The sequence below is a fragment of the Oceanobacillus aidingensis genome (genome assembly GCF_042654105.1).
Lineage (GTDB): Bacteria > Bacillota > Bacilli > Bacillales > Amphibacillaceae > Oceanobacillus > Oceanobacillus oncorhynchi.
Map to the genome: position 1 here is coordinate 1 of NZ_JBHSFT010000036.1, position 12,568 is coordinate 12,568.

16 protein-coding genes and 1 pseudogene are annotated in these 12,568 nt (G+C 38.3%); 1 reads left to right on the forward strand and 16 read right to left on the reverse strand.

What is annotated here, in order from left to right; translation table 11 throughout:
* Window positions 1-320: 320 nt before the first annotated feature.
* The 15 genes and pseudogenes from erm to ACFO3P_RS14685 all read right to left on the reverse strand — a co-directional run bounded on the left by erm (window position 321) and on the right by ACFO3P_RS14685 (window position 11,304).
* Complete coding sequence (gene erm, locus ACFO3P_RS14615) at window positions 321-1,058, reverse strand: 23S ribosomal RNA methyltransferase Erm (RefSeq protein WP_042533865.1); 738 nt, start codon at window positions 1,056-1,058, stop codon at window positions 321-323.
* A gap of 259 nt (window positions 1,059-1,317) precedes the next feature.
* Window positions 1,318-1,611, reverse strand: a complete 294-nt coding sequence (locus ACFO3P_RS14620; protein ID WP_042533863.1) for a sensor histidine kinase — start codon at window positions 1,609-1,611, stop codon at window positions 1,318-1,320.
* 20 nt (window positions 1,612-1,631) lie between these two features.
* The gene (locus ACFO3P_RS14625) at window positions 1,632-1,889 is read right to left on the reverse strand and encodes a serine hydrolase (protein WP_042533861.1); all 258 of its coding nucleotides are present in this window, start codon (window positions 1,887-1,889) and stop codon (window positions 1,632-1,634) included.
* 73 nt (window positions 1,890-1,962) lie between these two features.
* Window positions 1,963-2,625: pseudogene (locus ACFO3P_RS14630) on the reverse strand (DJ-1/PfpI family protein).
* A gap of 218 nt (window positions 2,626-2,843) precedes the next feature.
* Window positions 2,844-3,614 carry an NUDIX domain-containing protein gene (locus ACFO3P_RS14635; RefSeq protein WP_052485056.1) on the reverse strand — a complete coding sequence of 257 codons (771 nt, stop codon included), beginning with the start codon at window positions 3,612-3,614 and terminating at the stop codon, window positions 2,844-2,846.
* Between the two features lie 44 nt (window positions 3,615-3,658).
* On the reverse strand, window positions 3,659-4,291 hold the full coding sequence (locus ACFO3P_RS14640) for a response regulator transcription factor (RefSeq protein ID WP_042533859.1): 633 nt from the start codon (window positions 4,289-4,291) through the stop codon (window positions 3,659-3,661).
* Window positions 4,284-5,336: a sensor histidine kinase gene (locus ACFO3P_RS14645; RefSeq protein WP_042533858.1), complete on the reverse strand. Its 1,053-nt coding sequence runs from the start codon at window positions 5,334-5,336 to the stop codon at window positions 4,284-4,286. Before ACFO3P_RS14645 ends, ACFO3P_RS14640 begins: the two co-directional genes overlap by 8 nt.
* Window positions 5,333-6,067, reverse strand: a complete 735-nt coding sequence (gene liaF / locus ACFO3P_RS14650) for a cell wall-active antibiotics response protein LiaF (RefSeq protein ID WP_042533856.1) — start codon at window positions 6,065-6,067, stop codon at window positions 5,333-5,335. Before liaF ends, ACFO3P_RS14645 begins: the two co-directional genes overlap by 4 nt.
* Window positions 6,068-6,172: 105 nt before the next feature.
* Window positions 6,173-6,808 carry a PspA/IM30 family protein gene (locus ACFO3P_RS14655; RefSeq protein WP_042533854.1) on the reverse strand — a complete coding sequence of 212 codons (636 nt, stop codon included), beginning with the start codon at window positions 6,806-6,808 and terminating at the stop codon, window positions 6,173-6,175.
* A gap of 30 nt (window positions 6,809-6,838) precedes the next feature.
* Window positions 6,839-7,192 carry a lmo0954 family membrane protein gene (locus tag ACFO3P_RS14660; RefSeq protein WP_042533853.1) on the reverse strand — a complete coding sequence of 118 codons (354 nt, stop codon included), beginning with the start codon at window positions 7,190-7,192 and terminating at the stop codon, window positions 6,839-6,841.
* A gap of 214 nt (window positions 7,193-7,406) precedes the next feature.
* Entirely contained in the window at window positions 7,407-7,700 is a 294-nt protein-coding gene (locus tag ACFO3P_RS14665; RefSeq protein ID WP_042533850.1) for an RNA polymerase alpha subunit C-terminal domain-containing protein, read from the reverse strand.
* Between the two features lie 79 nt (window positions 7,701-7,779).
* Window positions 7,780-8,223, reverse strand: a complete 444-nt coding sequence (locus ACFO3P_RS14670) for a GNAT family N-acetyltransferase (protein WP_042533848.1) — start codon at window positions 8,221-8,223, stop codon at window positions 7,780-7,782.
* Between the two features lie 112 nt (window positions 8,224-8,335).
* Window positions 8,336-9,490, reverse strand: coding sequence for a serine hydrolase (locus tag ACFO3P_RS14675; protein ID WP_175297058.1), 1,155 nt, complete (start codon window positions 9,488-9,490; stop codon window positions 8,336-8,338).
* Between the two features lie 19 nt (window positions 9,491-9,509).
* Window positions 9,510-10,376 (reverse strand): ABC transporter permease, encoded by an 867-nt coding sequence (locus tag ACFO3P_RS14680; RefSeq protein ID WP_193062073.1) that lies wholly within the window; start codon window positions 10,374-10,376, stop codon window positions 9,510-9,512.
* Window positions 10,369-11,304 (reverse strand): ABC transporter ATP-binding protein, encoded by a 936-nt coding sequence (locus ACFO3P_RS14685; protein WP_193062072.1) that lies wholly within the window; start codon window positions 11,302-11,304, stop codon window positions 10,369-10,371. Before ACFO3P_RS14685 ends, ACFO3P_RS14680 begins: the two co-directional genes overlap by 8 nt.
* A 393-nt stretch (window positions 11,305-11,697) precedes the next feature.
* Here ACFO3P_RS14685 and ACFO3P_RS14690 point away from each other — a divergent pair, with 393 nt between their 5' ends.
* Window positions 11,698-11,892 carry a hypothetical protein gene (locus tag ACFO3P_RS14690; RefSeq protein ID WP_193062071.1) on the forward strand — a complete coding sequence of 65 codons (195 nt, stop codon included), beginning with the start codon at window positions 11,698-11,700 and terminating at the stop codon, window positions 11,890-11,892.
* 190 nt (window positions 11,893-12,082) lie between these two features.
* On the opposite strand, the gene ACFO3P_RS14695 is transcribed toward ACFO3P_RS14690, so the two are convergent.
* A complete protein-coding gene (locus tag ACFO3P_RS14695) occupies window positions 12,083-12,469 on the reverse strand; it encodes a DUF3189 family protein (protein ID WP_379542480.1) in 387 nt (128 codons plus the stop codon).
* Window positions 12,470-12,568: the final 99 nt, after the last annotated feature.

Genomic DNA, 12,568 nt, shown 5'->3' on the forward strand with positions numbered 1-12,568 from the left:
ATGATGATGATAGTTACCGAATGAAACACCGTTCTTCCATTTTTATGGAATAAAGTGTCCAAATTTAATTAGCAAAAAGTGTTCATTTCTACTTGACGCTCACAGGGGCATCTTGGGTTAGGTCTTTATATAACAGATACGCTGATTCAAGCAATGGATGGGGGGATAACGGCAGCGTTAAAAGGAGATCAAATCCATTTTGACATAGCATTTCCGATTGGAAGGGTTTAATTTGATTAATAATTATTCCTTTTGTGATATAGAGAAAAGCATTCAAAAGATTTTCTTCTGAATGCTTTCCCTTCTTTATTCCTTTTTATTTAATTCAAGAATAATTTATAACTATAAAACATGGATAACACCTGCTCGCCTGTTAAACAATCTAAATTTGTTATTTGAGCATGCTTCAAGGCCTTGTTAAACTGATTTTTTGTAAATAGCTTTTGATATTCTTTATTTACCCATTTATATACAAAATGTTGATACAAATCTTTGTCCCTGGATTGAATTTCAGATGCTTTTCTTGTAAGTTGAATAAAAACAGAATCAACTTTGGGTTTGGGATGAAAATAATCTCTAGGAATTCTTCTTAAAACCTTTATATCAACCTCAGGAAATATGAATAATCCTAAAGCCCTTCGATAATCTGTCAGCCGCTTCGCAAACCCTTCTTCCACAATCAGAAAGCAGAACTCGGCAGCACTTTCAAATACAATCTTTTTTATTATTTTTGTACTTATATTGTAAGGAATATTTCCGTAAATTTTATACGGCTGATTTCCTTTTGGAAACCTATAATTTAATATATTTGCATGGACAACCTGGACATTTTCAGAACGATTGATAGACTTTTGCGTCATAGATACAAATTTAGGATCTATTTCAACAGCAGTAATAAAATCACATATCTTCACAAGCTCTCTTGTGAAATGACCTCTCCCTGAACCAATTTCAATAACGGTATCCTGTTTATTAATATTTGTTCGAGATAATATCTCATGAATATGCTTTTTCGACGTAATAAAATTTTGACTGTCTTTTGGATTTATTCTGTTCATTATAACCCTCTATCCCATTGGTTATAACAAACTTTATTTACTGTTCATTATAACCATTTTGTATTTTTCTTGGTTTATAATGAACGTTTTTAACAACAGCAATGCTGCAAATCCCCATGCCTGCCCTCCTCTATCAATTTTTTAGAAGAACAGACGCTTATCTACAACTGCAATAGATGTAATTCCCATGGCAATTACCTCCAAATATAATTTTACAGATTGATTATAACAAAAGCTGGCAACGAAAAATAGTCTATCTCTAACATTCAGCTGTCGGCAATATTATCCGTACCTCCAAACCGCCATACCTGCTCTGTTTAATCACTGTCTCTCCCCCATGGGAAGAAATAATCTGTTTCACAATCAAGAGCCCTAACCCATGCCTAAGCTCACCAGAACGATTGCTCTCAAGCATATAGTGCGGTGTATTGTTTAAATGTTGAATTTGTTCCTCTGTTGTACCCTTACCATTATCCTCAACCGAAATAATACATTTACTTTCTCTTATAGCAATAGACAGATAAATGGTACAGCCATCCTCATTATGGTTCATACTGTTTTGAATCAGATTGCTTATCGCTCATTTACATCCTCATCCAAATGAAGCATTCCTTCCTCTGCCAGTTTTACAGCAAGGAATCCTGTTAAGAACTTGCTGATAGAACAAGCATTAAATACCGAATCATCATTCACTTTTCTGTTTCCTCCACCTTCCAGCTGGCCTTTATTTTCCGTTCTGTTGATTTGACCGTTTTCAAGCACTGTTATATTCAAGCTAGGAACATGATAAAATTTCATCCGTTCTTCCAGGTCCATGTTTTTCAGCTCCAAATTATCTCCTCCTAACCTAGTAATTTTAATACCTTTATACTAGAGTTTACATTACATGAGTTGTATTTCGCTTTTATTTCATCATTTTAAGGATACTTTTGGAATGTTTTATCATGCCTAGTAATCCAATCCCTTTTTTTGCGTCTTTCGTTAATTTCGCCCCAGCTATGTTTTTAATCTTTTCTTCCGCATTAGAATAATTACCAGCATTAAATATCGGTTGCGGATCATATTCAATTGCTAATTGAATCGCTTTGGTTTCCTCTTCTCCAGCTATTTTCTCCGATAAATACAAAGCCATATCTATCCCTGCCGACACACCCGCAGCAGTAATATATTTTTCTTGCTCCACGATTCGTTCTCTAACAGGAACAGCTCCATACTTACTTAGTAGATTGATTGGCTTCCAACGAGAGGTTGCTTTTAACCCAGCGAGCAACCCAGCTGCAGCCAACAGCATGGATCCTGTACAAACAGACGTCGTCCAGCTTGTGGTTTTGTCTACTTCCTTTATCTATTTCAACACTCGATTATTTTTCATCTCTTTCATAAATCCAATTGTTGAACCTGGTATTACTAAAATATCCGCACTTTTCATTTCGCCGATACTATATTTCACATTAATATCAACAAAACCTGAATCTGCTTTTATTTCTCCCCTTTTTTCCGCAACAAAATATACTTCTGTATCGTCCATATTCCTTAAAACCTCATAAGGACCTATGGCATCAAGCATGGTTATGCCATCTTACACGTAAATGATTACTTTCATATTTCCCTCCATTTTTATTAAGACTCTATTCTGAAACATAATTCTTTAGGTTTCTGATTAATACATCAGCTATACATCTAATTTTCAGACAGCAAATCTATATCGCAGCTAAAAAAGGATATACTTTTATAAAAAGCATATATCCTTTCATTTATGGTTAAATAACTATTAAAAAAGCAGATCTAATTGCAAATAATAAGATTGGAAACAACTATTTTTGACCATGACTCCAGCGTATCGAAATGTTGTTTCAGTTCGGTTTTTGTCATCCATAGCCCTGTAAGCTCCTCTTCCTCTGACTGAATATCTTTATGATTTAACACGATTTCATAAACAATCCCCAGATGGTCACTATCCACACCATCATTCGATTTGATAATACCTTTCATTTCCAGCTTTTTAACCATTTCTGCTTTTATTCCCGCTTCTTCTTCCAATTCGCGCCAAAGCCCATTCTCAATAGAAAGCTGAATATTTCCAGGCACTGCATCTTTTTCTCCAACGTGCCCTCCTAATAGCCCTTTTCTTCCAGCTAATCTGCTTTCTCCGACATTTGCTCCCCGCAAAATAAAGAAATATTCCCCGTTATACCGGACAATAACATAGGGAATTGGATGGCGTTGACTTGGATGGTACTCTAGTAAACTGCGTTCTGCAATTCTATAATCCATGAGAGGCAAATGCTTTGCTTTGCTGAATCCTAATGGAATTCTTTCTAAATCCGTTTCTTTGAAATATAAAATTTTTTCTTTTGTACTCGGTTTATTCTTTTGTAAAACGTCTGATTTTATCTTATTTAAACGTTCCCATTCCTTCGATTCAACAGGATATTGCGATCGTGCAATTAATATTTCTTCCATACTTTTTTCTCTTAGAGAACTTTCATCACTATCTTGAAATAAAGCATCCTCATTCTCTTTTATAAAAGCGTCCGTTGTTTCTTGTTTTATCATAATATCCCCTTTACCTTCATTACGCCCTACTCTCAGTACGCAAATTATTCCACCAGCTTATTCTGAAATGCATAAATCACAGCCTGAGTCCGATCTTGCACCTCTAACTTTCCTAAGATATTGCTGACATGAACCTTTACCGTTTTTAAAGCAATAAATAATTCATCGGCAATTTCCTGGTTTGCTTTTCCTTTTGTCATTAGCAATAGAATTTCCTTTTCCCGCTCTGTTAATTGCTCATGTAAAACTGTCTCCTGCTTTGTGCGCATACGGTTCATAATTTTCCCGGTGACTTCCGGCTCCAGAATAGACTGCCCTTCGTAGGTGGCACGAATCGCTTTGGCAATTTCACTGGCTTTCGATGTTTTCAACATATAGCTTGTAGCTCCCGCTTCCAATGCAGGATACACTTTCTCGTCATCTAAAAAGCTGGTAACGATTATAATCTTCGCCTCAGGCCAGGATTCAATTATTTTCTTCGTTGCTTCGATTCCGTCCATTTCCTTCATCACAAGGTCCATTAAGATAATATCCGGGCGGAGCTCTAATGCCAGTTCAATTGCGCGGGAGCCGTCATCTGCTTCTGCAACTACCTCAATATCCGGCTGTGAAGAAAGATATGCAGATACGCCGATTCGTACCATTTCATGATCATCGACAAATAAAACGTTAATCATTCGTTGTATCCTCCTTTCTTAAAATAGGCACCTTTACTTCCAAACGTGTACCTTCATTTGGGAGACTGATAATTTTTAATGTGCCGCCAACTTCATAAGCACGTTCATGCATGTTCTGCATTCCGTAAGAGCTTGTTTTGACAGCTTCTGTCTGAAATCCAACCCCGTCGTCCACAACACGCATAATAATGTTTTCATCACGTTCCAGTAATAAAACTTGCAGGTTTTCCGCTTTCGCATGACGCAATGTATTGGAGATAGATTCCTGAAAGATGCGGAACAGCTGATCTTCTACCCCTTTATCAACCTGGAATGCTTCTATTTTTGCATCGATTTCTAGAGGTACTTTTTGGGTTAATTCCTTTAAGAGCCCTTCTACCCCTTCCTGCAATGACTTGCCCTTTAATGCAACTGGACGCAGATGTAAAAGAAGCGCACGCATTTCCAGCTGCGATTGGTGAATCATATTTTCCACCATATTTAACTGTTTATTTAATGCCGGATCCTCCGGCGGTCCTGCCTCGTTGATTGCCGACATCAGCATTGAAGCTGCAAAAAGCTGCTGACTCACGGAATCATGCAGTTCCCGAGCTAAGCGGTTTCTTTCCTGTTCCACTACTTCCTGCAGGCTTTGTTCCCGTTCAGTTGCTCTTTCCGTTGCAATCTTTTGTACGTGTTCGGTTTGTATCCGCAGTTTTTCTTGGACTTGATTCATCCGTTCCGTAATAGACTCCAGCTCTTTAGGCACATCCTCTGTATCAGGATACCTTTCTCCCTTGATAATGCCCGTAAGCATTTTTTCAATTTTTTTCAAATTACCTTTCCAATAATAACCAATAACAGCCCCAACAATAGAACCAAATGTAATCACAAAAGCCAGCACAGTCAAAAGAAAGGAAACATCACCAATTTTCCCTTCCCATAGCGCGCTCCACCCCGCTGATTCATCTACGGTAAATGTAACAAAGGTTGTAACAATCGCGGCAATAGCCAAAACAAAGCTGCAGGCGATAGACAAGAGAACAAAACGGATAATTGTATTCATACGCGCTTCACCTCAATGTCCCCGGAAAATAAAGAGGTTACAATCTTCACTCTTTGATGTGCCGTATTATAATTTTTTGTTTCATAGTGAAGTGATTTGTTCATTAGCCGCCCGTGATACACTCCAAAAATAGATGCTCTGCCAAAGATGGAACTATGATGAATACTGACTTCTACTTCATAAGGCACATAAATCTCAATATTCCCTGCGAGATGCCGGATGGAGATGACCGCTGTATCATAAGGAAGGACCGTATTACTTAAATCAATCACACGGTCTCCATATATCCCATGCATATTGACGTCCTTCCATTGATAAGCCGTTTCCTCCGTCCGAAAATCATCAAAAAATCGTTCATCAAATAAACGATCCACCTGCACAAGGGGTTCTTCCTCTGTCAAACTCGATTTATTAGGCAGCTCCGGCTTCTCCTTGCTGGGTTCTTTCGTTGATTTGATATAATTTAAAATAATAATGGCAATAGCAACGACAATTAAAAACCGTACCGCAAGTAAATTAAAAACATTTAGAACGAAGGATATTGCAGCAATTGCAAATACAATCTTCCACCCAAGGGAATGCAGCCTTTTCCAGCTGAAGTAAACAAAGAAACCGGAAATTAATGCCGATATCAGGGCTCCTCCATGGAAGAAGACAATTTCAAAAACAAGAAGAATGGCGACGGTAATCCATATCCAATTTAGGTTTCTTGTGGGAATCTGCTTGAACATCCTTCCATTCTCCTTTCCTTGATTTCATATGTAAAATATACAGGCGCAAGAACAGCCTGCACCTGTATAAGTATACCATGATTTTTCATTTTCCAGCTATCAATTCTAGTTTATTTCTTTTTCGTCCAGTCTCTTTTCAATCGCAGCAATTTTATTATCGAACGTGCTTTGATAGTAGGCACTGTTTACTCTGTACTCCAGGTTTTCGATATATTGCTCCATTTCTTCAAACTTGGAGAAAGGCTTTTCTGGTGACTCATCCACGACACGATTGATTTGGTGATTTGCTTTGGCTATATTTTCCCGGCCCATCAGCTCCATACGGCGCAGATGCATATCCTTCAGGCGATGCTTCATTTCTTCGTATTTCTGCTCCAAATTTTCCAGCTGCGTGATTGCCTCTTCTCTGGACGCTTTCATGCGATCAGCACGATTTTGATATTCTTCATGCTCTTTTAAAGCAAATTCATGCATTTCCTCTTCCTGCGCACGTTCGGCAATTTGTGCTTGTTTTAAGCGCTTATCTGCAAGATCTTGTGCTTTCATATATTCACGAGCAAATTCTTCCTTCAATTTATACTGACGGTCAATCAGCTTTCTTACTTTTTCTTTTTCCTGTTCACTTTGGCGTAAATAATGGTTTAGTGCTGCAATCGGATTTTTTTGTTCCTTTTTGTCCATCATCGTGTGTAAATCTGCAGAAATAGATTCCTTCATTCGTGTAAAAATATTTGTTGACATCATCAATCTCTCCTTTGAATGTTATTCATTTTATTTATTTAACTCTGCCCACTGTTTTTCAAAATTTGTAAATGGGTCATCCTCTTCCTTTATTTCGTGGACAACAGAGGCTTCCGGTGTGTTCCAATTCTTATAGATAAGGTAAAGTGCATAAGCTGCGGCAACACCTAAAACTGCATAAATGTTAGAGAATGTGATGCTTACAACTATCAATCCCAGGATTACCCATCCTACTTTAGCAGCGGTGGAATCTGTGCTGATAAACTTTTTAAAGCATATATAGAGCAGCCATACACTTAATGCAAGTAATACCATCGGGCCAAGATTTGCGAGCAGTATCAGTAATGCAACAAGCCCTCCAATAAACAACATGAATTTTTTCATTCCGTTTTCCTCCTCTTGTTATTGTATCTTTATCTTACCGGGGATTTTGTTTTCTCGTAATGAGCCTGAGCAATATCTTTGTCTAAGCCTTAAGGTCTATCTCCTTCTAAACCTCCTAAGCAGCACAGTTACAAGCCAACAAGCAACAGCTGCTAAAATGCAAAAATGGAATGATACCTCTTCTGACTGAGATACCATTCCATTTCTATTCTGCCTATTCTGTTTTAAATGTAAGTCCTTTGTTCTCCAGCGCCTTTGTCAGAGCCGGCATCGATGCTGGACCAATGCCATGCAGGGCTAGTATTTCTTTCTTGGTATGAGCTGCCAGCTGTTCTTCTGTTGAGATACCTTCATGGATAAGTGCTTTTCCTGCCGGAGCAGAAAGCGTTGCTAGAAAGCCGCTCTTTGGTTTATTTTCTTTGTCACAAGTCGGACAGCTTTCACAATCTGAACTTTTAAAGAAAACATGTCCATTCTTACATACTTTTCTTTGTTTTTGACTAGTCATCTGATTTCCTCATTTCTTATTTTACATTTTAAAGAATAACATTCTAACCCATTAGTTTACATAATATAATTATGGTTATCTAAAGACGCTTCTCCATGATTATTTCTCCCTTCGGATCATACGCTCCTGTCCGGGCGAATCCGTGCTTTTTATATAATCGTTCTGCTTGGCTATTTCCCGGCACAAAGCTTAAACGTATGATTTCCACATCATAATGCTCATGGATGTACGCTTCAATTAATGGGATGAACTGATTGGCATAGCCCTGTCCCTGATAGCGGTAATCAATCATAAACCTGTCAAACCAGATACTTCTTTTTTCGTCAGAATAAAATCCGACCATAGCATAGCCGGCGGGTTTCTCACCAGCATAGAGCCCAAGCGATGTGGTCAATTGTTCAATAAAACTCTCTGCTAAACAAAAGGACACAGGCTCGATGAATGCTTTTTGATTTTCAGCTGCTTCTAACCCAGCAATTTCTCGCCAATTTTCCTTATTTACTTTTTTGATATAAAGAGACATCCATATGCACCGCTTTTCATTATTTATTCTTATTATAAGATAGTTCCAGTATATATGAAATCCCCCTGACACGATGTATAATTCCATCATCAGGGGGATAGTATCATTATTGTTATTCAGCTAACGCTTCTCTTACCTCCTCACGAAAATCTTCCTCCGTTACTAATTTATCCGTTAATGCCTGCACCTGCATTGCTGCAACCTCCAGTTCTGACAGATTGAGATCATTTGTAAATAAAATCATCTCAAACCGGTTTCCGTCCTCATCTTCTGCGTAAACGGTCTGATTCAAAACAAAAGCAGTGCTTCCGCCTTTTTGCGCTGTACGTATAATGGAGTCATTCTTTAATTCTAAGCTGAAAATAGCATCCAATTCCTCATAAAAAGCTTCCGAATAATGTTCTTTATTATTTAACATCTTCATGATTTGATGATAATCTTCCGCAGTAGCATGCGTCAGCCGATCGGACCAAACTTTTTGTATCGACATATCATTAAGCGGGGCAGCGGCTTCCTCTTTTTCCGCTTCGTCTAATGGATTCTCCTGCCATTCTTCAAAAAGGTCAACCGCTATTTGCCGGTAGGCATCATCATCCAAATCACGTAATGCTTCCTCTAATTGACCTTCTTCAATCCCCTTATCCTCTATTACTTTTTTGGGAATGATAATACTTGCTGTTAACGGATAGATAGGCTCGTGATTGTTCAAATTGAGTTCTTCTATCCGATTGTTTACTTCTTCTAACCCTAATCTTTCAATTAAATAATCGGTATTGGCATTGGAACTGAAATCCATCATACCTCGTGCAATTTGTTCCAGGGAAACGTCGCCTTCCTCGTCTTCCAATGTACTTTTCCAGGCATCATGTGCTCCGCCATCTGTATTCGGAAAATAGTATTTATCTACTTCCTCCATCGCTGCCATTTCAGCAGGATCGATATCCCCTTCTTCCGCCTGGCTGACAAATTCAATCGCAATGATTATTTTAACAACACTGGCAAGCGGCATAGCTAAATCTGTATTGATCTCTGCTAAGGCCTCATCATTCCAGGTGGCTAGAAAAGCAACCCGGTCCGAGTCTTGGTTTTCCTCGATAAATTCCATCAAAAGTCCAGTTGCGGGATCCAGATTTTCTTTGTTTTTTTCCAAAGCTTCCTCTTGTTCCATATCATTTGAACCGGCTTCCCGCTCTTCTTCCTTATCATTGGAACAAGCTCCGAGGAAAACCAGAAGACCTACAAACAATAAAGGATAAAATTTCTTCATGAAATCCCGCCCTTTCCGATTAATTTCCAGCCACATCCCGTTTTTTAAAGGTGAGCCATCCTGCTGCCATAAATACGATATAATAAACAAGAAGAACAGCAATGGAAAAACCAAGTGATGTTCCTTCAATTATCGGTGTTCCTTCAAAGATTTCTTGAAGGTTTAGATGTGCGGTCAACAGATATTTCGCAATTTCGTATTGGCTTACCATCATCGTAATGATCGGCGCAGCAATATAAATAACAATACTTGCCGCAATAGCCATGGCACTTCCTTTGAATAAAATTGCAATCATAAAGGATAAGGTTGCCACTATAATTAACGGTACAAGCTGAAAGAGGATATCCTTACCAATGGAAGCAATGATAGAGACTTCCGTATAGCCGGAACCCATATTATCTACAATGGTTGGATTCCAAGCATCCACACCGAAAAAAATAAGTCCAATAAGTAATGATAAAACGATTGTGTAGAGGATTAACACAACTGCAAAAAGTAACACCGTAATATATTTTGACGCTAACACAGTCCCTCTTCCCGCTGGTCGGATAAGTAATAATTTAATCGTGCCCCATTTATACTCATTTGAAATAATTTTAGCGGCAACAACAATAATAAAAATCGTGATAAAACTGATATAGGAGATATTTTCCGCCACGAAAGCCCACATATCATAAGCCGGAACCTCTAACCCCATCGACTGATATGCCTGCATGAGTTCCCCTTGGAAGGTTTGATTTATCATCATGCTTTGATCCACTACAAAGTTTGTAATAAGTGCACTGGCAATAAGGAGAATCGCCAGGATAATATACATTGCCCAGGTAGATTTATAATGATGCAGTTTGATAAATTCATTTTTTATAAGCTGGCTTAAATTACTCAATGACATTCTCTCCAATCAAATCGAAAAATTTATCTTCTAACGTGCCTTTGGCAGCTTGAACCTCATATACATTGATATCATGGATTAATAATTCTTTAAGAATCACTGGGATTTGTTCCCGTTTGACCGCCGTTTTTAAGGTAGTTTCATCCACTGCCTCTACAAATAAAGCATCCTCCTCCAAACAATCTAAATGCGCTTTTGCAGTCTGCGCATTACTTACAGAAATGGCGTACTCTGAAATATCACTGTCCTCTGCCTTTCGGTTCTTCTCTACATCCTCTACAGCGATTAAAGCACCATTTTTTATAACACCGATACGATCACACATCAGTTCAATCTCAGACAATAAATGACTGGATACAATCACACTGACTTTTTCTGTCTCTGCCAAAGTACGAATATATTGGCGGATTTCCTTCATTCCAGAGGGGTCCAGTCCATTTGTAGGCTCATCTAAAATGAGAATCGATGGTTTATGTAACAAGGCCTGGGCAATCCCCAGCCGCTGCCGCATTCCGAGAGAATACCCGCCAACCCGGTCATTGACCACTTTTTCAAGTCCAACTAATCGAACAACTTCTTCTATCCGCTCTTTTGTCGTACCTGGAATCATCCGGGCGAACTGTTCTAAATTCTTTCTTCCTGTTAAAAAGGGATACATCTCCGGATTTTCCACGATCGCGCCAACCTCTCTGATGGCTTCACTATAATCCGTTTGGATGCTTTTACCGACAATGTGGATATCCCCTTCTGTCAATTTCATCAAACCGACCATCATCCGGATTGTTGTCGTTTTACCGGCTCCATTCGGCCCGACAAAGCCAAACACCTCCCCTTGTTTTATTTGAAAGCTGACATCTTTAATAATTTCTTTATTCTTGATGCGCTTACTCACATTTTTTAATTCCATTGCAATTTCTGTCAATTCTAGTCCTCCTCTTCCAATCTTTCTTCTTAATCAGGTTATACGAAAGAATGGAATAAAAGTTTCAAATTCACCAATATTTTTAAATACTTCGTTTATTAAGGACAATCGTTCGAAAAAATCTTATGGAATGAAGTTTTATTTTATGAATCTACATTTTCCACGTGAAAATGTGTTAGCTCCTATTAAGTTTGTCTAATCTCTTTTTTCTTCCTTGCGTATATTGAATGAGAAAGGAGGGATAAGCTATGTGCGGTCATCACTCATTCAGAAAAAAATGCGAAGATCCTTGTCGCAACACAAGTCGTCGAGGGGGCGACTATCGTCAAAAAGATCATAAATCCAATCATTGTGACAACAGACATCAAAATCATCACAGATGTGGAAGCAGGCATGAAAATTATTGTCACTGCCGGAAACATCAAGGAAACGAGCAGCATCACAGATGCGGAAACAAGCATGAAAATGGTTGTTGTAACCGGGACGGTCACAGAAACGATCATCACCGATGTCGTGAATCGAATCATTGCGAAAATAACAGGAATAAAAGGAAGTTCTGTTTTTGCTGTAACCATTTCTACTAATTAGAGCTTGCGGACAGATAACCCTCACTTTTTAAAAACAGCCCAAGCTATCAGAGGTAGAAATCTGATAGCTTGGGCTGTTCGTTAGAAAATGGTTCTTTTTTATTTTGGAAAACGCAGCTTATCCCTAATACTTTACTTATCTTTCTTTTTTCATGCTGTCAGGGAGCTTGGACAGCTGCTTACGGAATAAATCAATGAAATTTTTTGTTTTCCAGGACAATCACTTTGGCAGTCATGGAATGGCTCATTTTTTTGGTTTCCTCTACTAATCGGTCAATTTTTTCACAACATTGCTTCGCGCCGGCAACCAGTAAAGGTTCGCCTAAGAAATTAATATTTAACCCTCTTGCTAAGAAGCCACCAACAGACATTACAAATGGTACAGTAGGAGAGGTATTAGAAATAATAACCTTTTCACTTAGCTGATTTCTTTCTTGTAACAAAGCAGCAAACTCTTGTATTGCCGGCACAACATATTTACTATTTCTTCTTCCAATAGTGTATACCGGATTATTGTCTTCATCGATACCATGAAAAATAAGCTTACCGAGGTCATGCTTCGTTAATTTATTACTCAACTTTCGCACCTAGAAAAACTTAATAAAATCAATAAGCTCAAGTACTTGTAGCTACTGTAGTAGGTTGCTTGACACAGATTTTAAACATGAAAAAACACC